20 protein-coding genes and 1 pseudogene are annotated in these 22,054 nt (G+C 68.7%); 18 read left to right on the top strand and 3 right to left on the bottom strand.

The genetic code is table 11. The features are described 5' to 3' along the window. Positions 1 to 14: 14 nt before the first annotated feature. A pseudogene (locus VXD91_RS17215) lies at positions 15 to 1,292 on the top strand (Ig-like domain-containing protein); the annotation flags it as partial. A gap of 100 nt (positions 1,293 to 1,392) precedes the next feature. Here the strand turns inward: VXD91_RS17215 and VXD91_RS17210 are convergent. Beyond that, positions 1,393 to 2,154: an SDR family oxidoreductase gene (locus VXD91_RS17210; protein WP_226519664.1), complete on the bottom strand. Its 762-nt coding sequence runs from the start codon at positions 2,152 to 2,154 to the stop codon at positions 1,393 to 1,395. A gap of 195 nt (positions 2,155 to 2,349) precedes the next feature. Between VXD91_RS17210 and VXD91_RS17205 the strand changes: the two genes are divergently transcribed. After that, on the top strand, positions 2,350 to 3,636 hold the full coding sequence (locus VXD91_RS17205; protein ID WP_318986619.1) for an ROK family transcriptional regulator: 1,287 nt from the start codon (positions 2,350 to 2,352) through the stop codon (positions 3,634 to 3,636). 58 nt (positions 3,637 to 3,694) lie between these two features. Here the strand turns inward: VXD91_RS17205 and VXD91_RS17200 are convergent, their stop codons facing one another. After that, a complete protein-coding gene (locus VXD91_RS17200; RefSeq protein ID WP_318986618.1) occupies positions 3,695 to 4,918 on the bottom strand; it encodes a helix-turn-helix domain-containing protein in 1,224 nt (407 codons plus the stop codon). 147 nt (positions 4,919 to 5,065) lie between these two features. Between VXD91_RS17200 and VXD91_RS17195 the strand changes: the two genes are divergently transcribed. The 8 genes from VXD91_RS17195 (at position 5,066) to regX (ending at position 14,329) form a co-directional block, all read left to right on the top strand. Next, complete coding sequence (locus tag VXD91_RS17195; protein WP_346415938.1) at positions 5,066 to 6,487, top strand: aldehyde dehydrogenase family protein; 1,422 nt, start codon at positions 5,066 to 5,068, stop codon at positions 6,485 to 6,487. 38 nt (positions 6,488 to 6,525) lie between these two features. Then, entirely contained in the window at positions 6,526 to 8,472 is a 1,947-nt protein-coding gene (locus VXD91_RS17190; RefSeq protein ID WP_318986616.1) for a GMC family oxidoreductase, read from the top strand. A gap of 164 nt (positions 8,473 to 8,636) precedes the next feature. After that, positions 8,637 to 9,923 (top strand): D-inositol-3-phosphate glycosyltransferase, encoded by a 1,287-nt coding sequence (gene mshA / locus VXD91_RS17185; RefSeq protein ID WP_318986615.1) that lies wholly within the window; start codon positions 8,637 to 8,639, stop codon positions 9,921 to 9,923. Then, complete coding sequence (locus tag VXD91_RS17180) at positions 9,920 to 10,426, top strand: YbjN domain-containing protein (RefSeq protein ID WP_318986614.1); 507 nt, start codon at positions 9,920 to 9,922, stop codon at positions 10,424 to 10,426. The genes mshA and VXD91_RS17180 overlap by 4 nt, the downstream gene beginning before the upstream one ends. Positions 10,427 to 10,578: 152 nt before the next feature. Next, positions 10,579 to 11,433: a DUF559 domain-containing protein gene (locus VXD91_RS17175; protein ID WP_212807063.1), complete on the top strand. Its 855-nt coding sequence runs from the start codon at positions 10,579 to 10,581 to the stop codon at positions 11,431 to 11,433. A gap of 119 nt (positions 11,434 to 11,552) precedes the next feature. After that, positions 11,553 to 12,305 (top strand): phosphoglyceromutase, encoded by a 753-nt coding sequence (locus tag VXD91_RS17170; protein WP_346415937.1) that lies wholly within the window; start codon positions 11,553 to 11,555, stop codon positions 12,303 to 12,305. Between the two features lie 123 nt (positions 12,306 to 12,428). Next, complete coding sequence (locus VXD91_RS17165) at positions 12,429 to 13,646, top strand: ATP-binding protein (RefSeq protein ID WP_212807064.1); 1,218 nt, start codon at positions 12,429 to 12,431, stop codon at positions 13,644 to 13,646. Beyond that, positions 13,643 to 14,329, top strand: a complete 687-nt coding sequence (gene regX, locus VXD91_RS17160) for a response regulator transcription factor (RefSeq protein ID WP_212814598.1) — start codon at positions 13,643 to 13,645, stop codon at positions 14,327 to 14,329. The genes VXD91_RS17165 and regX overlap by 4 nt, the downstream gene beginning before the upstream one ends. A gap of 22 nt (positions 14,330 to 14,351) precedes the next feature. Here regX and VXD91_RS17155 read toward each other — a convergent pair whose 3' ends face one another. Continuing rightward, positions 14,352 to 15,161 (bottom strand): hypothetical protein, encoded by an 810-nt coding sequence (locus tag VXD91_RS17155; protein WP_346415936.1) that lies wholly within the window; start codon positions 15,159 to 15,161, stop codon positions 14,352 to 14,354. 34 nt (positions 15,162 to 15,195) lie between these two features. Between VXD91_RS17155 and VXD91_RS17150 the strand changes: the two genes are divergently transcribed. The 8 genes from VXD91_RS17150 to VXD91_RS17115 all read left to right on the top strand — a co-directional run bounded on the left by VXD91_RS17150 (position 15,196) and on the right by VXD91_RS17115 (position 22,051). Further along, positions 15,196 to 16,182 carry a Ppx/GppA phosphatase family protein gene (locus tag VXD91_RS17150; protein WP_029105158.1) on the top strand — a complete coding sequence of 329 codons (987 nt, stop codon included), beginning with the start codon at positions 15,196 to 15,198 and terminating at the stop codon, positions 16,180 to 16,182. Beyond that, entirely contained in the window at positions 16,179 to 17,357 is a 1,179-nt protein-coding gene (locus VXD91_RS17145) for a hypothetical protein (protein ID WP_346415935.1), read from the top strand. The genes VXD91_RS17150 and VXD91_RS17145 overlap by 4 nt, the downstream gene beginning before the upstream one ends. Before the next feature lie 11 nt (positions 17,358 to 17,368). After that, a complete protein-coding gene (locus VXD91_RS17140) occupies positions 17,369 to 18,214 on the top strand; it encodes a sugar phosphate isomerase/epimerase (RefSeq protein WP_318986611.1) in 846 nt (281 codons plus the stop codon). Positions 18,215 to 18,243: 29 nt separating this feature from the next. Then, a complete protein-coding gene (gene proC, locus VXD91_RS17135) occupies positions 18,244 to 19,107 on the top strand; it encodes a pyrroline-5-carboxylate reductase (RefSeq protein ID WP_318986665.1) in 864 nt (287 codons plus the stop codon). Positions 19,108 to 19,246: 139 nt separating this feature from the next. Continuing rightward, the gene (locus VXD91_RS17130; protein WP_029105159.1) at positions 19,247 to 19,471 is read left to right on the top strand and encodes a cell division/environmental response transcriptional regulator; all 225 of its coding nucleotides are present in this window, start codon (positions 19,247 to 19,249) and stop codon (positions 19,469 to 19,471) included. 228 nt (positions 19,472 to 19,699) lie between these two features. Then, the gene (locus VXD91_RS17125) at positions 19,700 to 19,801 is read left to right on the top strand and encodes an AURKAIP1/COX24 domain-containing protein (protein ID WP_003402602.1); all 102 of its coding nucleotides are present in this window, start codon (positions 19,700 to 19,702) and stop codon (positions 19,799 to 19,801) included. 39 nt (positions 19,802 to 19,840) lie between these two features. Then, positions 19,841 to 20,959, top strand: coding sequence for an SDR family oxidoreductase (locus VXD91_RS17120; protein WP_212807059.1), 1,119 nt, complete (start codon positions 19,841 to 19,843; stop codon positions 20,957 to 20,959). Positions 20,960 to 20,977: 18 nt separating this feature from the next. Next, positions 20,978 to 22,051 (top strand): lysophospholipid acyltransferase family protein, encoded by a 1,074-nt coding sequence (locus tag VXD91_RS17115; RefSeq protein WP_177127404.1) that lies wholly within the window; start codon positions 20,978 to 20,980, stop codon positions 22,049 to 22,051. Positions 22,052 to 22,054: the final 3 nt, after the last annotated feature.

The following is a 22,054-nucleotide window of genomic DNA, read 5'->3' as shown; positions in this document are numbered from 1 at the left end:
TGAACCGGCGACAGATGCTGACCGCGATTGCCGTCGGCACTTCCGGCGTGCTCGCCGCGTGCTCCGACAAGTCGAACGGATCTGGTTCGTCGGCCCCTGCCAAAGAGACCGCGGCGCCCGTCATCACCTACCGGCCCGCCAACGGCGCCACCGACGTGGTGCCGACCAGCAGCGTCGGCGTCGACGTCACCGACGGCTGGTTCCAGAAGCTGACCCTGACGAACGGCGACGGCAAGGTCGTCGCCGCGGTGTTCAACAAGGACCGCACCTCGTTCAACGCCGCCGAGCCCCTCGGCTTCGGCGCGACGTACACGTTCACCGGTTCCGCCGTCGGCCGGGACGGCAAGGCCGTGCCGGTGTCCGCGACGTTCACGACCGTCAACCCGACCAAGCAGGTCAACGGTCAGTTCCAGCTCGCCGACGGGCAGACCGTCGGGGTGGCGGCGCCGATCATCCTGCAGTTCGACTCGTCGATCAGCGACAAGGCCTCGGTCGAGCGCAACGTCAAGGTCGTCACCGAGCCGCCCGTCGAGGGCAGTTGGGCCTGGTTGCCCGACGAGCGCGAGGGTGCACGCATGCACTGGCGTCCCCGCGAGTACTACCCGCCGGGCACCAAGGTCAGCGTCTCGGCGAAGTTGTACGGCGTCCCGTTCGGTGACGACGCCTACGGCGCGCAGGACAGCACGCTGGAAATCACGATCGGCCGGCGCCAGGTCGTCAAGGCCGATGCGACCAGCCACCGCATCCAGGTCATCACCGACGGCGGCGTGCTGTTCGACTTCCCGTGCAGCTACGGCGAGGCCGACAAGCCGCGCAACGTGACCCGCAGCGGCACGCACGTCGTCACCGAGAAGTACGCGGACTTCTGGATGTCGAATCCGGCCGCCGGATACTCGAACGTCCACGAACGCTGGGCGGTGCGCATCTCCAACAACGGCGAGTTCATCCACGCCAACCCGGCCAGCTCGGGCGCGCAGGGCAACACGAACGTCACCAACGGCTGTATCAACCTGTCGACCGACAACGCCCAGCAGTACTTCCAGACCGCCATCTACGGCGATCCGGTCGAGGTGACGGGCACGTCGATCCAGCTGTCCTACGCCGACGGCGACATCTGGGACTGGGCCGTCGACTGGGCCACCTGGGTCTCGATGTCGGCGCTGCCGCCGGCGAACGCCGCGCCGCCGGAGACCTCGATCCCGCAGAGCGCGCCGGCCACCCCGACCGACGCGCCGACCTATTCGGGCACGCCGACGACCACCACGACACCGCCGCCGACGGGTCCGGCCACCACGTCGACCACGCCGTCGACGTCGTCGTCCACCTCGACGACGACCTCGACAGCGACGTCGACTTCGACTTCGACTTCGAGCCTGCCGGCCCCGACGACGACTACTGCGGCCGGCGGCTGAAGCGGCTGTAGGGCGCCTGGTCGCGCGGCCGCATGACGATCTGGTCCAGATCGACGTGCGGCGGCCGTGACGCCACGAAACCGATGACCTCCGCGACGTCCTCGGCGACCAGTGGCGTGATGCCCTGATACACCGCGTCCGCGCGTTCGGCGTCACCGTCGAACCGCACCAGCGAGAACTCCGTCTCGACGGCGCCGGGCGCAATCTCGGTGAGCCGCACCGGTTTTCCCAGCAATTCGCCGCGCAGCGTGCGGTGCAGCGCGCCCTGGCCGTGCTTGGCGGCGATGTACCCGGCGCCGTTGTCGTACGTCTCCAGTGCCGCGATGGACGTGACGGTGACGACCAGTCCGTCACCCGAATCGATCAGCGCGGGCAGCAGCGCGCGCGTCACCCGCAGGGTGCCCAGCACGTTGGTCCGCCACATCCAGTCCCAGTGCTCCAGATCGGCCTCCGCGACAGGCGCCAGACCCTTGGCGCCGCCGGCGTTGTTGACCAGGACGTGTACCGGTCCCAGGCCTCTGACCTGGGCCGCAAGCGCGTCCACCGACTCCTGGTCGGTGACGTCCGTCACAACCGCGGTGCCGCCGATCTCGGCTGCGAGGGTGGTGATCCGGTCCGCGCGGCGGGCCGCACAGACGACATGAAAACCAAGGGCGGCAAGGGTTTTCGCGGTGGCGGCGCCGATTCCGGAACTGGCGCCGGTGACCACCGCGACGCGTACGGAGCGTTCGTCAGCTGGCATATGACCGACCTTAGTGGGCGTGCTAAGTTCCTTCCGTGATCATCAGTCAGGCATCCGGCGTCGCTGTGCGGCGTTCGTGTTGTTGTTGTCGCGCTTCGCGCTGCGCCTGACTCACGACACGGATATCTTCGTCCTAGCTGTCGGCAGGTGTGGCCCCAGGATCCACCAGCCCGACTTCTTCCCTAGGACACCCAAATGCCTGCTTCCGTCTCCACCGTTTCTGCCCCCTCCGGCGTCCGCTCTGCCGCACACGCCAAGCGCACCCTCCTGGCCCGGCACCACATCGTCGCCCCGTCGCTCCGCGTCGCCGACGCCGCCGCCGGCTCGGTCTTCAGCGCGGCCCGGCTGCGCGGCCCCATCGCCCGGGACGTGATCGCGCAGGCCACCGGCCTGAGCATTGCCACGGTGAACCGCCAGGTCACGGCCCTGTTGGACGCCGGGATGCTGCGTGAGCGGGCCGACCTGGCCGTCGCCGGCGCCATCGGCCGCCCGCGCATCCCGGTCGAGGTCAACCACGAACCGTTCCTCACCCTGGGCCTGCACGTCGGCGCCCGCACCACCGCGATCGTCGCGACCGACCTGTTCGGCCGCACCCTCGACGTGGTCGAGACGCCCACGCCGCGCGGCGACCAGAACGCCGCGCTGGCATCGCTGGCCGGCAGCGCGCAGCGTTACCTGAGCCGCTGGCACCGGCGCCGCCCGCTGTGGGTCGGCGTCGCCGCCGGTGGTGTGGTGGACAGCGCCACCGGTCACGTCGACCATCCGCGCCTCGGCTGGGTCGACGCGCCCGTCGGCCCGGTGCTGGCCCAGACCCTGGGTCTGCCGGTGTCGCTGGCGTCGCACGTCGATGCGATGGCCGGCGCCGAACTGCTGCTGGGCGCGCGCCGCGGCAAGATCGGCGCCGAGGCCTCGTCTGAATCCATGACCAGCCTGTACGTGTACGCCCGCGAGACCGTCGGCTACGCGCTGTCGATCGGCGGCAAGGTGCACTCGCCGGCCAGCGGCCCCGGCACCATCTCGGGCCTGCCGGCGCAGTCGGAACTGCTCGGCGGCAGCGGCCGGCTCGAGTCCACCGTGAGCGACGAGGCCGTGCTGGCCGCCGCCCGCAAGCAGCGGATCGTGCCGGCGGACGGACCGTCGTCGACCATCGCCGCGGTGCTGCGCGCCGCGCGGTCCGGCAACGCCGCGGCCGTCGAACTGCTGGCCGAACGGGCCCGCGTGCTCGGTGGTGCGGTGGCGCTGCTGCGCGACCTGCTGAACCCCGATGATCTGGTCGTCGGCGGCCAGGCCTTCTCCGAGTACCCCGAGGGTCTGCCGCTCGTCGAGCAGGCGTTCGCGGAGCGAACGGTGTTGGGCGTCAGGGACATTCGCGTCACCACGTTCGGCAACCGCGTGCAGGAGGCCGGCGCCGGAGTGGTGTCCCTCGGCGGGCTGTATGCCGACCCGATCGGCGCCATGCGCCGCGCCCTGCGCGCCGCCTGATCCGATTTGCCGCACTCCTCATCGCGGCTCGTTCCTCGCCGCTTGATCGTCGCGCGGCCTAAACAGCGCCGAAGGCGCTGACGATGTGCAGCGCCAGTTCGAGGTAGACGCGGCGGTGGTCGACGGAGTGCCCGAGCAGCCCTTCGGCTTGCCGGACGCGGTAGCGGACGGTATTCGGGTGCAGGTTCAGGATTTCGCCGACGGCCCGGGCGTCACCCGCGTGCTCCAGATAGAGCCGGAGCGTGTCTCGCAGGCGTGCCGCCCCGTCGTCGGCCGCCGCGAGCGCGCCCAGTTCCCGTCGCACCAATGTGGCCATGCCGTCTTCGCCCGCGATACCCGCTGCCAGGCAAGCCAATTCGACGTCGTCATAACGAACTGCGCCGGCGCCGCGGCGGTGCGCCACCGCCTGGGCGGCGAGCGCTTCGGCATGGCTGCGGCGGAATCCGTCGACACCCGGATGGCACGTGCCGAGCGCGACGTGGACGAACTCGGGCAGTGCGGCAATATCGTTGTCGGGCAGGGGTTTCGACGGTCCGGCGGTGGCCGACCAGCACCACACGGTACGGGCTCCGCTGGTTATCGTCAGCGGCCGGCCGGCACCGAGGGCCGCGCTGACGGTGACCGGGGTGGCGTCGAGTAGCCGTTGCACGTCGGCGTCGGCCACCGGCTCGTCGACCCACACCGCAAATGCGGTGTGCCGCTGGCGAAGTGGATACGACAGCGCGGTGGTGGCGTCGTCGATGTCGACGGCCTGGCCCGCGAGGATGGTCCGGACGGTTTCGGCGCGCCGGGCCCGCGCGCCCCGCTGCCACTGGTCGCGTTCGTCGGAAAAGGTGACGATGAGCGCCTCGACCATGGTGTCCAGCCAGCCCGCCAGCCGCGGCCAGAGCTGCATCAGCACCGCCGCGCGCAGCTCCGGGTCACCGATGGCGGCGACCCGCGTCTCGGTGATGAACTGCCACGCGGACCGCTGCCCGATGCGGTAGACCGCCAGCAGCACCGGCAGTTCGTAACCGCGGCGGGCGAGGGTCCGCGCCAGATCGTAAATCTCGGGTGCCGGTCGCACGTCGACGATGTCGCGCGTCACGACGGCGAGGAAACCCTTCCAGTTCGAGCGGGTGCTCGCATCGAGATCGCGGCGCAGCGTCGGGTCCGTGAACATCGGCAACGCCTCGGTGATCTCGTCATCGACGACGGTGACCAGGTGGTCGAGCGTCTCCCGGTGCTCCGACGCCTCGGCGAACTGCGCCAGCCAGTCCGTCACGGCCGGATCGGTCCGCATGCATTCGCTCCTCATTTGTCCGCGCGAACAACGTCGCGCGATTCGTTGTCCCGCCAGACCAAGAATATGGCGGGCATCACATCGCACCCTGGCAATGGCATAGGTCGCAGTGACAAATCTTTGACGATCCCTGACAGGAGCAACCCGATGATCGAACACGACTCGCACTACATCGACGGCCGGTGGCAGCCGTCGATCGGCACCGAGCGATTCGAGGTCGTCAACGCTGCCACCGAGGACGTCATCGCGACCATCCCGCTGGGCGACGCCGACGATGCCGACGCGGCAGTGGCCGCGGCGCGCGCCGCGTTTCCCGGGTGGGCGGCGACGTCGGTCGCCGAGCGCGCCGGGTACCTCAAGCTGGCGGCCGAGGAACTGCAGCGTCGGCAGACCGAGATCGCCACGCTGATCAGCCAAGAGGTCGGCATGCCGTTCGCGTATAGCAACGTGATCCAGGCGGGGTTGCCGGTGCAGTCGTTCGTGTCGATCGCCGATGTGGCACTGAGCTTTCCGTTCGAGGAGCAGGTCTACAACTCGCTGGTGGTCCGTGAGCCGATCGGCGTCGTCGTCGCGATCACGCCGTGGAACTACCCGCTGCACCAGATCGCCGCCAAGGTGGCGCCGGCGCTGGCTGCGGGCTGCACCGTCGTGCTCAAACCCAGCGAGGTCGCACCGCTCAACGCCTACGTACTGGCCGAGGTGTTCGATGCGATCGGCCTGCCGCCGGGCGTCTTCAACCTGGTCACCGGCACCGGCCCGGGCGTCGGCGAGACGCTCGTCGCGCACGAGCAGGTGGACATGGTGTCGCTGACGGGGTCGACGGCCGCGGGCCGCCGCATCGGCGCGGTGGCCGCACAGACCGTCAAGCGCGTCGGCCTGGAACTCGGCGGCAAGTCCGCGCTGGTGGTGCTCGACGACGCCGACCTCCTCGAGGCCGTGCGGGAAGGGTTGACCCGGTGCTTCCTCAACTCCGGTCAGACGTGCATCGCGCTGACCCGCATGATCGTCCCGCGCGCGAAAGTCGCTGAGGTGGAAGCGATTGCGCGCGCCGGCACCGAGGCGCTGCGCGTCGGCGATCCCTTCGACCCGGCCACCGAACTGGGCCCGCTGGTGTCCGCGGTACAGCGCGACCGCGTCGTCGGCTACATCGAGAAGGGCATCGCCGAAGGTGCGCGCCTGGTGGCCGGCGGCCCGACCCCACCCGACGGCCTCGACTGCGGTTTCTACGTCCGGCCGACGGTGTTCTCGGACTGCACACCCGACATGGCCATCGTGCGCGAGGAGATCTTCGGGCCCGTCCTCGTCATCCAGGCCTACGACGACGAGGACGAAGCCGTCCGCCTCGCCAACGACAGCATCTACGGGCTCAACGCCGGCGTGTACTCGGCGGACCGGGAGCGCGCGATCGCCGTGGCCCGCCGGCTGCGGTCCGGCCAGGTGCAGATCAACGACGGCGCCTTCAACATCCATGCCCCGTTCGGCGGCTACGGCCAGTCCGGGAACGGGCGCGAATTCGGCAAGTGGGGCCTGGAGGAATTCCTCGAGACCAAGTCCCTGCAGCTGCCCTGAAACTTCCCTATCCCCAACGACTTTCGAAAGCAACTCCCATGGCCAACGCATTCACCACCAAACAGCGCGCGACCCTGAAGTCCATCGTCGACACCTACGTCGCCGCGGTGCCGCGCGACGACGACCCCACCGGATTCTTCGCCGCCAAAGGCAGTGACCTGGGCACCGACGCCGTGCTCGAGCAGTACCTGACGACCAAGCTGCCCGCCGAGCAGTTCGCCGGGCTACAGCAGCTGCTGGACACCGCCGAGCTGGTCGGCCTCAACAACCAGCCGCTGAATGTGCGCGAGGTCATCGTCGGCAACCTGTCGCGCATCTCGCCCGAGACCACCGCGGCCATGACGGCCCTGTACACGCTGTCGGTGCTGTTCTCCTACAGCCTGCCCGGCGGCGAGAACGGAAACCCGCTGTGGGCGGGCATGGGGTACCCCGGCCCGGCGCAACAGCCGCCGCAGACGCCGAAGACGCTGTCGGTCATCACCCCGTCGGCGGATACGACGCTCGACGCGGACGTCGTCATCGTCGGATCCGGGTCGGGCGGGGGCGTTGCCGCTGCGGTCCTGGCCGCAGCGGGCAAGCGCGTCATCGTCCTGGAAGCCGGCGGCTACCGCAACGAATCGGACTTCGTGCAGCTCGAGCCCGTCGCCTATCACAACCTGTTCCTGCGCGGCGGCTTCTTCCCGAGCGCCGACGGCATGGTCTCGATCGCCGCCGGGTCGACGGTCGGCGGCGGCAGCACCGTCAACTGGTCCAACTCGCTGCTGACGCCGGCCACGGTCCGCAAGACCTGGGCCGAGGAGTACGGGCTGACCGACGTCACCGGCCCGTCGTTCGACGAGCACCTGGCCGCGGTGTTCGAGCGCATCGGCTGCTGCGACAAGGTCGCCGTCCAGAACGAACCGCACCAACGCCTGTCGGAAGGCGCCGCGGCACTGGACTATTCGTACGGCGTCGCGCAGCTCAACATCGACCCGGAACGCTTCGACCCGGCACTGGTCGGCTACAGCGGCATGGGCGATCAGACAGGGGCCAAGCAGGGCACCATGAAGACGTTCCTGCAGGACGCCTCCGACGCCGGCGCCCAGGTGCTGCCCGACACCCGGGCTCACCGGATCGTCACGCGCGACGGGGTGGCCGCGGGCGTCGAGGCGACGTACACCGACCCGGCGACCGGCGCCGCGCACCGCGTGCTGATCAACGCCCCGCAGGTGGTCGCGGCCGCGGGCAGTCTGGAGACCCCGGCGCTGCTGCTGCGTTCGGGCATCGGCGGCCCCGCCGTCGGCACCGGCCTGCGGTTGCACCCGGCGACCCTGGTCAGCGGCATCTACGACGACCGCCAGGACCCTTGGTCTGGCCCCGCCATGGCCGGCGTGATGAACGAGTTCGCCGAGGCCCACGACGGCCACGGCTACCTCATCGAATGCGTGCAGCACCTGCCCGGGCTGTTCACCGCTACCGTCCCGTGGCTGTCGGGCGCACAGCACAAGGAACTCGCCCGGCAGTACCAGAACCGCGCCGACTGGGTCGTCCTGGTCAAGGACCGCGGCGACGGCAGCGTCACCATCGACGCCGACGGGGAGGCGGTGCACTGGTACCCGTTCACCGACGAACTCGACCGCCGCCATTTCCGGGAGGGCATCGAGACGTCCATCCGGATGCACGCCGCCGCGGGCGCGCAGCAGATTTACGCGGCGGGCCAGCCGTTCGCGCCGTGGCAGCGCGGCGAGGACCTGGAGGCGTTCATCGCGAAGGTCAACCAGCTGCCGATCGGACCCGGCGGCACCCCGGTGTTCAGCGCCCACCAGATGAGCAGCGCGCGGATGGGCACCGACCCGCAGACGTCGGTCGCCAAGCCGTCCGGCGAGCTGCACGACACCCCCGGCGTGTGGATCGCCGACGCCAGCGCCATGCCGACCTGTTCCGGCGTGAACCCCATGATCACCGTCATGGCCGTCGCCCGCCGCACCGCCACCAACATGCTCTAGGTGCCCCACCGTCCCGGCCTGGGGTACTTCCCGCGAGCGTCCGTGTCTGCACGCCGACACTCCGTGTCAGGCGTGCATTCCGCGGCCGCTCGCGGGCGTCGAGCGTCCCCAAAATGCCCAGCTCGGACCACCGGACGGCGGGCGCCCGAAGCGACGGTGTAAGGATGGAGGGCGTGCGTGTCGCCGTCCTGTCGGTCCATACCTCGCCGCTGGCCCAACCGGGCACCGGCGATGCCGGCGGCATGAACGTCTACGTCCTGCAAAGCGCCCTCGAGTTGGCCCGTCGCGGCGTCGAGGTGGAAATCTTCACCCGCGCCACGTCGTCGACCGACGCCCCGGTGGTCCGGGTGGCCCCCGGCGTCCTGGTACGCAACATCGTCGCCGGCCCGTTCGAGGGCCTGGACAAGTACGACCTGCCGACGCAGCTGTGCGCCTTCACGGCGGGCGTGCTGCGCGTCGAGGCCAACCATGAGCCGGGCTACTACGACATCGTGCATTCGCACTACTGGCTGTCGGGGCAGGTGGGCTGGCTGGCCTCGGACCGCTGGGCCGTGCCTCTGGTGCACACCGCGCACACGTGGGCCGCGGTGAAGAACCTGTCGCTGGCGGAAGGCGATACCCCGGAGCCGGCGCTGCGCGCGGTCGGTGAGCAGCAGGTGGTCGACGCCGCCGACCGGCTCATCGTCAACACCGAAGACGAAGCGCAGCAACTGGTTTCGCTGCACCACGCGGACCCGGCCCGCATCGACGTGGCCTACCCGGGTGTCGACCTGACGACCTTCACGCCCGGCGACAAGGCCGAAGCCCGTGCGGCACTGGGGCTTTCGCCCCACGAACAGGTGGTCGCCTTCGTCGGCCGCATCCAGCCGCTGAAGGCCCCCGACGTGCTGTTGCGCGCGGCGGCCAAGCTGCCCGACGTGCGCGTCGTGGTCGCCGGCGGTCCGTCGGGCAGTGGCCTGGCCGTACCCGACGGCCTGGTTTCCCTCGCCGACGAGCTGGGTATCACCGACCGTGTGACATTCCTGCCGCCGCAGTCCCGTGACCAGCTGGTCAATGTCTACCGTGCCGCGGATCTCGTTGCGGTGCCGAGCTATTCGGAGTCGTTCGGCCTGGTCGCGGTCGAGGCGCAGGCCTGCGGGACGCCGGTGGTCGCCGCCGCTGTCGGCGGGCTGCCTGTCGCGGTGCGCGACGGCGTGAGCGGCGTGCTGGTGCAAGGCCACGATCCGGTCGACTGGGCCAACGCCATCGGGCGGACGCTGGAAATGGGTCCGGAATCCCTGCGCGACGGCGCTTTACAGCACGCTGCGACGTTCTCGTGGGCCCACACCGTGGACGCGCTGCTGGCCGGTTACACGCGGGCGATCGCCGACTACCGCGGCCGTCGTCCCCGGCGTGATTCCGCGGCCCGCCGCAGCCGCCGGTTCCTGATCCGTCGGGGCGTGCGCGCATGACGACTGCCGCCACGGTCACGCAGTTGATCGAAGAGACCCTGCGCGCACACGAACTCGACTTCTCGCACCATGACGGGGGAGTGCACGGCCGGCCCGGCATCGTCGTGGCGCTGCCCGGTGAGCGCCGGCTGACCACCAACACGCTGCTCAGCGTGGGCGAGCACGGCGTGCGCCTGGAGGCATTCGTCTGCCGCAAGCCCGACGAGAACTTCGAGGGCGTCTACAAGTACCTGCTGCGCCGCAATCGGCGGCTGTACGGCATGGCTTACACGCTGGACAACATCGGCGACATCTATCTGGTGGGCCGGATGGCGCTGCATGCGGTGACCCCAGACGAGATCGACCGGCTGATGGGCCAGGTCATCGAGGCCGTCGACTTCGACTTCAACACCCTGCTCGAGCTGGGGTTCCGCTCGTCGATCGAGAAAGAGTGGAAGTGGCGGCTGTCCCGCGGGGAGTCGCTGAAGAACCTCAAGGCGTTCGAGCACCTGCGGCCGGAGTAGGGGTTCAGCGCCGAAAGCGGGCGAAATGACCGCACGATCGGCGATTTAGCAGTCATTTTGCCCACTTTCGGTGCGATTTGGGTAGCACTGGCCTGTGGATAACCCTCGGTTTCGTGGCCTGGCTTGTCGGTGGTCGCGCCAACGCTCGAATCATGACCGAACCATTTTTAGGCCGTGCGGCGGTCCGGGCGGGTGAGCTCACCAAGCATCAACTGCTCACTCGGAACCGTGCGATCTTCCGTAACGTCTACGTGCCCAATGACGTCGCGGTGACCGCGGAGCTCAAGGCTCGCGCGGCCTGGCTGTTCGCTGGGCCCGACGCGGTGTTGGCAGGGGTGTCGGCAGCGGCGGTCCACGGCACCAAATGGCTGGATGTCGATGCGCCGGCCGTCATTGTGCGTCAGGAGAAACACGGCCCGCCCGGGCTGACGATTCACTCGTACCAGTTGGCCTCGGACGACATCTGCATCAGGCGCGGCATGCGCGTCACCACGCCGGCTCGGACGGCGTTCGACATCGGCAGGCTGTTGCCCGAGGCCCGCTCTGTGCCGATTCTGGATGCGCTGCTGAACGCGACCAAGCTGGACATCATCGAGGTAGAGAGGCTCGCGCTCAACCGAACGGGTATGCGCGGCATCCGTCAGCTGACGAAGGCGCTGAATCTGACTGACGGCGGAGCTGAGTCGCCTCAGGAAACCCGGCTGCGGTTAGCGCTGATCGCGGGTGGCTTACCGGCGCCCGAAACGCAGATCGAGTTCTTCGATGAGTACGGCGCCGCGCACATCCGCGTGGACATGGGCTGGCGGCAGTGGAAGGTGATTGTCGAGTACGACGGTGTTCAGCACTGGGCCGATGCGCGCCAGCGGGCCTGGGATATCGAGCGCATCGCGATTCTGGAGTCACTGGGCTGGACGGTGATCAGGGTCAGTGCCGTGATGTTGCGGCGGCCGGACGCCGTAGTCGCCCGTGTCAGAACTCGGCTCCGGGCGGCGGGTTGCGCGATCTGAGCTGTCCGTGCCACCGAAGGTGGGCGAAATGGCCGCAGTACCGCCGATTTGTCGGTCACATCGCCCACTCTCGGCGGTGGGCTAGCCAGAGCGCCCCCCAAAAAACCGCACGTGAGAAGATGCAGGCCATGCCGACCTTGATCCTGCTGCGTCACGGCGAGAGCCAGTGGAACGAGAAGAACCTGTTCACCGGTTGGGTCGACGTCGACCTCACCGACAAGGGCCGGGCCGAGGCCGTCCGAGGCGGAAAGCTGCTGGTCGAGCAGGGTGTGCTGCCGGACGTGCTGTACACGTCGCTGCTGCGCCGCGCGATCACCACGGCCAACCTGGCTTTGGACGCCGCCGACCGGCACTGGATTCCCGTGCACCGCGACTGGCGCCTCAACGAGCGGCACTACGGCGCGCTGCAGGGCCTCGACAAGGCCGAGACGCTGGCCAAGTACGGCCAGGACCAGTTCATGTCGTGGCGCCGCAGCTACGACACCCCGCCGCCCCCGATCGAGAAGGGCAGCACCTACAGCCAGGACGGCGACCCGCGGTACGCCGGCATCGACGCGCCGCTGACCGAATGCCTCGCCGACGTCGTCAAGCGGTTCGTGCCCTACTTCGAGCAGACCATCGCGGCCGACCTCAAGGCCGGCAAGACCGTGCTGATCGCGGCACACGGCAACTCGCTGCGCGCGCTGGTGAAGTACCTGGACGGCATGTCCGACGACGAGATCACCGGCCTGAACATCCCGACGGGCATCCCGCTGCGGTACGAACTGGACGAAAATCTGAAGCCGACGGTGCCCGGTGGCGAATACCTGGACCCCGAGGCAGCCGCCGCGGGAGCCGCCGCGGTCGCCGCGCAGGGCGCCAAACAGCACTGACGCCGCGAACAGCTGGTGAACAGCGGTTAACACCAGTGAAACACCTGGATTTGTACGTGTGACTTGTACCGATCCGGCCGCTCGCTGCTGGGATGGCGTTCATCTGATGCGTACGATTTGCCCGTGAGCTTGTCGTACGCGCTGCCTCTGGTGGCCGCCACGGCGCTGCTCGCGTTGGCCCTGGGCATCGCGATCGGCATGCGGTGGGTGCCGCGGCTGAACGAGCGCCGCGAGCGCCGCGCCGCCGAGCAGTCCGGCCTCACGGTGTCCGAGATGTTCGCGCACATCGTGTCCATGTCCCCACTGGGCATGGCGGTCGTCGACACCTACCGCGACGTGGTCTACACCAACGGCCTGGCCAAGGACCTCGGTCTGGTGCGGGACCGGCTGCTGGACGACCGGGCGTGGGAGGCCGCGCAGCGGACCCTCGCGACCGGCGAGGACGTCGAGTTCGACCTGTCGCCGGCCAAACGGGCCAACCCCGGCCGGTCCCGGCTGGCAGTGCGGGGTCTGGCGCGGCAGCTGACGGAAGAGGACGGCCGCTTCGCGGTGGTCTACGTCAACGATCAGTCCGAACAGGCCCGCATGGAGGCCAGTCGCCGCGACTTCGTCGCCAATGTCAGTCATGAGCTCAAGACGCCGGTCGGTGCCATGGGCCTGCTGGCCGAGGCGCTGCTGGCGTCGTCGGAGGACCAGGACATGGTCAACCGGTTCGCCGAGAAGATCGTCACCGAGTCCAACCGGCTGGCCAACATGGTCGGTGAACTGATCGAGCTGTCCCGCTTGCAGGGCGCCGAGCCGCTGCCGCACCTCGACGCGGTCGACGTGGATTCCGTTGTCGCCGAGGTGGTTTCCCGGCACAAGGTGGCCGCCGACAACGCCGATATCGCGATCACCACCGACGCGCCCCGCGGTTACCAGGTGCTGGGCAGTGAGACCCTGCTGGCGACGGCGCTCGCGAACCTGGTGTCCAACGCAATCTCCTACTCGCCCAAGGGTTCCCAGGTATCGATCAGCCGGCGCCGCTACGGCGACAATGTCGAGATCGCGGTGACCGACCGTGGCATCGGTATCGAAAAGGCCGATCAGGAGCGGGTTTTCGAGCGATTCTTCCGCGTCGACAAGGCGCGGTCCCGGGCCACCGGCGGCACCGGGCTGGGGCTGGCCATCGTCAAACACGTTGCGGCCAACCACAACGGAACCATCCGGCTGTGGAGTCAGCCGGGAACCGGGTCGACATTCACCTTGTCGATTCCGGCCTATCTCGACTCGGACGACGTGGATGTCGACGAGGGAGACGACCACTCATTGCCATCACAAGGAGGGCGACCGAACCAATGACCAGTGTGCTGATCGTGGAGGACGAGGAGTCCCTGGCCGATCCCTTGGCGTTCCTGTTGCGCAAGGAAGGTTTCGAGGCCACCGTCGTGACCGATGGTCCGTCGGCGTTGGCCGAGTTCGACCGGGCCGGGGCCGACATCGTGCTCCTGGACCTGATGCTGCCCGGTATGAGCGGCACCGACGTCTGTAAGCAGCTGCGCTCGCGGTCCGGCGTGCCGGTCATCATGGTGACCGCGCGGGACAGTGAGATCGACAAGGTCGTCGGCCTGGAACTCGGCGCCGACGACTACGTCACCAAGCCGTACTCGGCCCGCGAGCTCATCGCCCGCATCCGCGCCGTTCTGCGCCGCGGTGGTGAGTCCGACGACACCGTCGGCGCCGACGGCGTGCTGGAGGCCGGGCCGGTCCGCATGGACGTCGAGCGGCACATCGTGTCCGTCAACGGCGACGCCATCACGCTGCCGCTCAAGGAGTTCGACCTGCTCGAGTACCTGATGCGCAACAGCGGGCGGGTGCTGACGCGCGGCCAGTTGATCGACCGGGTCTGGGGCGCCGACTACGTCGGCGACACCAAGACCCTCGACGTCCACGTCAAGCGGCTGCGGTCCAAGATCGAGGCCGACCCGGCCAACCCGGTGCACCTCGTCACCGTTCGCGGGCTGGGTTACAAGCTCGAGGGCTAGCTCCCGGCGCAAGTCCTCGCGGTTACTTGTCTGCCGCCGCAGTGGCCGGGTGCACGGCGATGAGCCCCAGCCCGGCCCGCCGCTTGCACAGGGCCGCCAGCTCGGCGTACACCTTCGCGCCGAGCAGTTCGGTCAGTTCGGGCCCGTAGGACTCCCACACGGGCCGGGCGCCGACGTGCGCGGCCGGGTCGCCCGTGCAGTACCAGACCAGGTCGTGGCCGCCCTCGCCCCAGCCGCGCCGGTCGTATTCGGTGACGACGGTCCGCAGGATCTCGGTGCCGTCCGGCCGCGTCACCCAGTCCTGTGTGCGACGGATCGGCAGCTGCCAGCAGACCTCGGGTTTCATGGTCAGCGGCTCGACGCCGAGCTTGAGGGCCTTGCTGTGCAGTGCGCAGCCGATGCCGCCGGCGAAACCCGGCCGGTTCAGGAAGATGCACGCGCCCTTGTATTTGCGGGTCCGCAGGTTGGGCTTGTCGTCGTATTCGTCCATCTCGAGGTAGCCCTTGCGGCCCAGGCCCTTCTCCCGGAACTGCCAGTCCTCGTCGGTCAGCAGCTTGACCGACTCCTCGAGCTGCGCGACGTCGTCGTCATCGGCCATGAAGGCGCCGTGGCTGCAGCAGCCGTCGTCGGGCCGGCCCTCGACGGTGCCCTGGCACGCCGGCGTCCCGAAGACGCAGGTCCATTTCGACAGCAGCCACGTCATGTCCGCGGCGATCAGATGCTCCGGATTGTCGGGGTCGAAGAACTCCACCCACTCGCGGGCAAAGTCCAGCCCCACCTCGTGGGAACCGGGCTTCGAAGGCTCGCCGGCACTCTTCTGCGATGCGGTCACAGCACGCAACCGTAGACCCGTTACCGTGGTTTCCGTGCGATTGGGCGTCCTCGACGTGGGCAGTAACACCGTTCATCTGTTGGTAGTCGACGCGCGCCGCGGCGGGCACCCGACACCGATGAGTTCGACCAAGGCCTCACTGCGCCTTGCCGAGGCGATCGACGACACCGGCAAATTGACCCGCAAGGGTGCCGACAGCCTCGTCGCGACCGTCGACGAGTTCGCCAAGATCGCCACCAGCTCGGGGTGCGCCGAGTTTATGGCGTTCGCCACATCTGCGGTCCGGGATGCCACCAACTCCGAGGCGGTCCTGGCGCGGGTGCGGGCCGAGACCGGCGTCCAGCTGCAGGTCCTGTCCGGGGTCGACGAATCGCGGCTCACCTTCCTGGCCGTGCGCCGCTGGTACGGCTGGAGCGCGGGCCGCATCATCAACCTCGACATCGGCGGCGGATCGCTCGAGCTCTCGGGCGGCATCGACGAAGAACCCGACGTCGCACTGTCGATGCCGCTGGGTGCGGGCCGTTTGACGCGCGAATGGCTGCAGGAGGATCCGCCCGGGCGGCGGCGCGTGGCGGTGCTGCGTGACTGGCTCGACAACGAGATTTCCGCCTCGGCGGCCAAGGTGCTGGCGGCCGGTACACCGGAGCTCGCGGTCGCGACGTCGAAGACGTTCCGGTCGCTGGCGCGGCTCACCGGTGCGGCGCCGTCGGGCGCGGGCCCGCGCGTGAAGCGCACGTTGACCGCCGCCGGCCTCAGACAGCTCATATCTTTCATCTCTAGGATGACCACCGCTGATAGAGCCGAACTGGAGGGGGTGAGTGCCGACCGCGCGCCACAGATCGTGGCCGGTGCGTTGGTGGCCGAGGCGACCATGCGAGCGCTGTCGCTCGACTCCGTGGACATCTGCCCGTGGGCATTGCGGGAGGGTGTGATCCTGCGGAAACTCGACAGTGAAGCCGATGGAACCGACTTGGTCGAAACGTTCGCGGGATTGGCTCCCGCCAAAGGCGAGACACGATGACAGATTCAGACGACTTCTCGGCGACGCGACCGATCTCGGTCGCCGAGCTGCTGGCCAAGAACGGCACCATCGGTGCGCCGCCGGTCGGTGGCCGCCGGCGCCGGCGGCGGGGGAACAGCGACGCGGTGACCGTCGCCGAACTGACCGGCGAAATCCCGATCATCCGGCCGGAGACGCCGCACGCAGAGCCGGCTGAGGCCCCTGAGGCCCCGGCTCCGGAGGAAGCGGCTCCCGAGCCTGTCGCCGAACCCGAGCCCGAGCCCGTCGCCGAGCCGGAAGCGGAGGCCGCCGTCGAGGAGCCGGCCGTCGCCGTCGAGGACGAGACGCCGTCGGCGGCCGACGAGATGGAGCCCGACGACACCGGGGCCCACTACGTCGTCGACGAGGAGATGCTGCACACCGACCTCGTCGAACCCGTGCCCGCGGACACCGCGGCGGTCGACGACTACGAGGACCACCTGCGCCGCCGCGACGCCGAGGCCGACCCGGTGGAGTTCGTGGCGCCGTCGCGCAAGCCCGCCTTCCGGTGGTCGTTCAAGCCGGTCCGCGGCGCCGAGGAGATGAGCCCCGACCCGGTCGACGAGGACCTGCCGCCGGCCGACGCGGACATCGACGACGACCTGCTCTCGCTCACGGACGCGGAGCCCGTCGCCAAGCTCGACACCGGCGCCGTCCGCGCCGTCCGCGTCGTCGAGGACACCGAGGACGCCGAGGACACCGTGGCGCCGGAAGCCGCTCCGGAGGCGCCGCGTGAGCCGTCACGCAATGGCCGCGCCGAGCGCTACGACGCCCTGTTCGGCGGCTTCGCGGCCGACGAGGACACCCGGCGGGAAGAGCTGGTCGCCGACCACGACGTGCGCGACGAGGACGTCGACCACGACGAAGCCGACCACGAGGACGACGAAGAGTCCGGTTCCGGCCTGAAGCGCGGCGCGTGGGTCGTCGGGCAGAGCCTGCTGGCCGTGGCGTTCGGCGCCGGCATGTTCTTCGCGTTCGACCAGCTGTGGCGCTGGAACCAGATCGTGGCGCTGATGCTGTCGATGCTGGTGATCCTCGGCCTGGTCGCCGGCATTCGGGTGATCCGGAAGGATCATGATCTGGCCAGTACGCTGATCGCGATTCTGGTCGGCGGTCTTGTCACGTTCGGACCCCTGGCACTGCTCTACTCAGCCTGAACCGGAGGCCTGTGCGTCCCGCCATCAAGGTAGGTCTGTCCACCGCGTCGGTCTATCCCTTGCGGACCGAGGCTGCCTTCGAGTACGCCGCCCGCCTCGGCTACGACGGTGTCGAGCTGATGGTGTGGGCCGAGCCGGTGAGCCAGGACATCGACGCGATCGAGCGGATGTCGCAGCGGTGGGGCGTCCCGGTGCTCAGTGTCCACGCGCCGTGCCTGCTGATCTCGCAGCGCGTGTGGGGCTCCAACCCGATCCCGAAGCTGGAACGCAGCGTGCGGGCCGCCGAGCAGCTGGGTGCGCAGACGGTCGTCGTACATCCGCCGTTCCGGTGGCAGCGCCGCTATGCCGAAGGCTTCTCCGATCAGGTCGCCGAGCTCGAGGCATCGAGCGACGTGCTGGTCGCGGTCGAGAACATGTTCCCGTTCCGCACCGACCGGTTCTTCGGCACCGGCCAGCCGTCGATCGAGCGGATGCGTAAGCGCGGCGGGAACCCAGGACCGGGGATCTCGGCGTTCGCGCCGTCCTACGACCCGCTGGACGGCAATCACGCCCACTACACGCTGGACCTGTCGCATTCGGCGACGGCCGGCACCGATGCCGTCGACATGGCGCGGCGCATGGGCAAGGGGCTGGTGCACCTGCACCTGTGTGACGGCAACGGCGCGTCCACCGACGAACATCTCGTGCCCGGGCGCGGCAGCCAGCCGACGGTGCAGATCTGCCAGATGCTGGCCGCCGGGGAGTTCTCCGGGCACGTGATCCTGGAGGTCACCACGTCGGCGGCACGCAACAACGCCGAGCGTGAGGCGCTGCTCGTCGAGTCGCTCGAATTCGCGCGGCGGCACCTGCTGCGCTGACCCCGCACCGTCCTGGCATGCTGTCTCCCGTGGCGAGAATTGCGATCATCGGTGGCGGAAATATCGGCGAAGCCCTGCTGGCGGGGCTGTTGCAGTCGGGGCGACAGGTCAAGGATCTGGTGGTCGCCGAGGCCAATCCGGCGCGTGCCGCGCAGCTCGCCGAGACGTACTCGGTCCGGGTCACCGATGTCGCGGACGCTGTCGAGAACGCGGCCTACGTGATCGTGGCGGTCAAGCCCGACGCCGTCGAGGGCGTCGTCGAGACGCTGGCCGACGCTGCCGCGGACGCCGACAGCAGCAGCGTCGAGCAGGTCGTGGTGTCGGTGGCCGCGGGCGTCCCCACGGCCTTCTACGAGGCCAAGCTGCCGGCCGGCTCGCCGGTGGTGCGGGTCATGCCGAATACGCCCATGCTGGTCGGTGCGGGCATCACCGCGCTGTCACGGGGCCGGTACGCGACCGACGCGCAACTGGCCGAGGTGTCGGAGATCTTCTCGGCCGTCGGCGCGGTGCTGACGGTGCCCGAGAAGCAGATGGACGCGGTCACCGCGGTGTCCGGTTCGGGCCCTGCGTACTTCTTCCTGATGGTCGAGGCGGTCGTCGACGCGGGTGTCGCGGCAGGCCTGCCACGGCCCGTGGCAACCGAGCTGGCGGCCCAGACGATGGCCGGTGCGGCGGCCATGTTGCTCGATCGCATGACCCAATCCGGGCCTGGTTCCACGGTCGGTCCGCTGGACACCAGCGCCGCGGCATTGCGGGCTTCGGTGACCTCTCCGGGGGGCACTACCGCCGCTGGTCTGCGGGAACTCGAACGTGGTGGGCTGCGGTCTGCCGTCGCAAGCGCGGTCGAAGCCGCAAAAACACGGTCTGAGCAGCTAAGAATTACATCTGAGTAGTTCTAAGATTTCAGATTGATTACCCCACACCCGTCGCAATAACCACATTGGCCACGCTATTCTCCTTCTCGTAAGCACGCGTTGGTGCCAGCGGAGGGGAAGCCGCTGGAGCTGGCCGTGCCTGATTGATTGGGTTGCGATGACGTCTATGAACGGGCCATCGGCGCGTGACGGTGGCGATCAGCCACGAACGCAGTTCCTGACTGTTGCCGAGGTTGCGAGCCTTATGCGGGTCAGCAAGATGACGGTATACCGGCTGGTGCACAACGGGGAGTTGCCCGCGGTGCGTGTCGGCCGCTCATTTCGGGTGCACGCCAAGGCCGTGCACGACCTGCTCGAGTCGTCGTACCACGACGCGGGTTAGTCTCCGCGGGCTCGGCTGAGTGCTGCGCACCTCAGGTGCGCAGCACCGACTCCGCGACTTCGGCGTGAGCCGTCCGGGTCAGCACGGCCGGGGCGCGCTCAAATCACTGATGAGTGGGCGTATCCAGCAGGCGTTTTCGTGGCGGGAAACCCCGCCGGGTAAAGTGGCGGGGTTGGTTTCACACCGATCTTCACGGATCGACGTCTAGTAGCGGAGACTTCAAAGTCTATGGGTTCAGTCATCAAGAAGCGGCGTAAGCGCATGTCGAAGAAGAAGCACCGCAAGCTGCTTCGTCGCACCCGGGTTCAGCGCAGAAAACTCGGTAAGTAGTTCTCAGCGCTCGTTTGCGTCGCCCACTAGGCTGACCAAATGGATGCCGACGGACGCCCCGGAAGCCGGCCCACAGCGCCGGGCGGAAGCGATTCCGGCCCGGACATCCCCGAGACCCTGCACCACCCCAAGGTGGTGCTGGTCACCGGGGCGTGCCGGTTCCTGGGCGGATATCTGACAGCCAGACTCGCTCAGAACCAGCTCATCGAGCATGTGATCGCGGTCGACGCGATCACGCCGAGCAAGGACATGTTGCGGCGTATGGGCCGCGCGGAGTTCGTCCGCGCGGACATCCGCAACCCGTTCATCGCCAAGGTGATCCGGAACGGCAACGTCGACACCGTCGTCCACGCGGCGGCGGCGTCCTACGTGCCGCAATCCGGTCGTGCTGCGCTCAAAGAGCTCAACGTCATGGGCGCGATGCAGTTGTTCGCGGCCTGTCAGAAGGCACCTTCGGTCCGTCGGGTGATCCTCAAGTCGACATCGGAGATCTACGGGTCCAGCTCGCGTGATCCGGTGATGTTCACCGAGGACAGCAGCGCCCGCCGACCACCGGGGGAGGGCTTCGCCCGGGACAGCATCGACATCGAGGGCTACGCCCGCGGTCTCGCGCGGCGGCGGCCCGACATCGCGGTGACGATCCTGCGCCTGGCCAACATGATCGGTCCGGCCATGGACACCGCGCTGTCGCGGTACCTGGCAGGCCCCTTGGTGCCGACCGCGTTCGGGCACGACGCCCGGCTGCAACTGCTGCACGAGCAGGACGCCCTCGGGGCGCTGGAACGCGCCACCCTGGTCGGACGGGCCGGCACCTTCAACATCGGGGCGCCGGGCATCATCCTGATGAGCCAGGCCATACGCCGGTCCGGCCGCATCGGGTTGCCGCTCGCCGGCCCCACCATGTGGGTGCTCGACGCGTGGCGACGGGCGACCGCGGGCGTCGAACTGGACCGCGAGCAGTCCGACTACATGCGCTACGGCCGGGTCATGGACACCACACGGATGACGAGGGAACTCGGCTATACCCCAAAGTGGACGACCATGGAGGCTTTTGACGATTACGTTTCAGGCCGCGCGCTGACGCCCATTATCGACCCGGGGTGGGTAGGCTCAGTGGAGCGTCGTGCAGTGGCCGCAGCGCAGCGGTGGGGACGCTGATTTCGCAAGTTTTTGATGGTGGGAGATATTGACGTGGCGGGCGAATCTAAAGCCAAAGTCATTCCGCTCCATTCGAATTCGACACGCGCTGCCGCGCAACGTCGGGCGTCGAAACGGGATGCAACGCTGCGACATCCTTCGCTGTTGACCGACCCCGGGACTCGCGCATCGGCCGAGCAGATTGCTGCCGTGGTCCGTGAGATCGACCAGCACCGGTTTGCCGCGGCCGGCCCTGCGGCCGACGAGGGGCCCAATGAACTGGCCCAACGCATAAGTGCCGCTTCGGATTTCATCCGCAAGCGACTGACCGGCGACTACCGTGTCGACGAATTCGGTTTCGACCAGCATCTCAACAATGCGGTCTTTCTTCCGTTGCTGCGAACACTTTTCAATTCGTGGTTCCGCGTCGAGGTATCCGGCATCGAGAATTTGCCCGATGACGGCGCCGCATTGGTGGTGGCAAACCATGCGGGCGTATTGCCGTTCGACGGATTGATGACGTCGGTCGCCGTGCACGACAAACACCCGAAGCATCGGGATCTGCGGCTGCTGGCCGCCGACCTCGTCTTCGACCTGCCGGTGGTGGGACAGGCGGCGCGCAAGGCCGGCCACACCATGGCCTGCACCGCCGACGCGCACCGGCTGCTCGAGGCCGGCGAGCTGACCGCCGTGTTCCCCGAGGGGTACAAGGGGCTCGGCAAGCCTTTCAAGGACCGGTACAAGCTGCAGCGGTTCGGCCGCGGCGGCTTCGTCTCGGCGGCGCTGCGCTCGGGTGCGCCCATCGTGCCGTGCTCGATCGTCGGCTCCGAGGAGATCTACCCCAAGATCGGCGACGTGAAGCTGCTGGCCCGCCTGCTCGGGCTGCCGTACTTCCCACTGACGCCGCTGTTCCCGCTCGCCGGGCCTATCGGCCTGCTGCCGCTGCCGTCGAAGTGGTACATCCAGTTCGGCGAGCCCATCTCGACGGCCGACTACGACGAGTCCGCCGCCGACGACCCGATGATCACCTTCGAGCTGACCGACCAGGTGCGCGCCACCATCCAGCAGACGCTGTACCAGCTGCTGGCCAACCGCCGCGGCACGTTCCTGTAGTTC

Source organism: Mycobacterium sp. SM3041 (assembly GCF_039668335.1).
GTDB lineage: Bacteria > Actinomycetota > Actinomycetes > Mycobacteriales > Mycobacteriaceae > Mycobacterium.
This window is presented reverse-complemented; position numbering and strand designations above follow the sequence as displayed.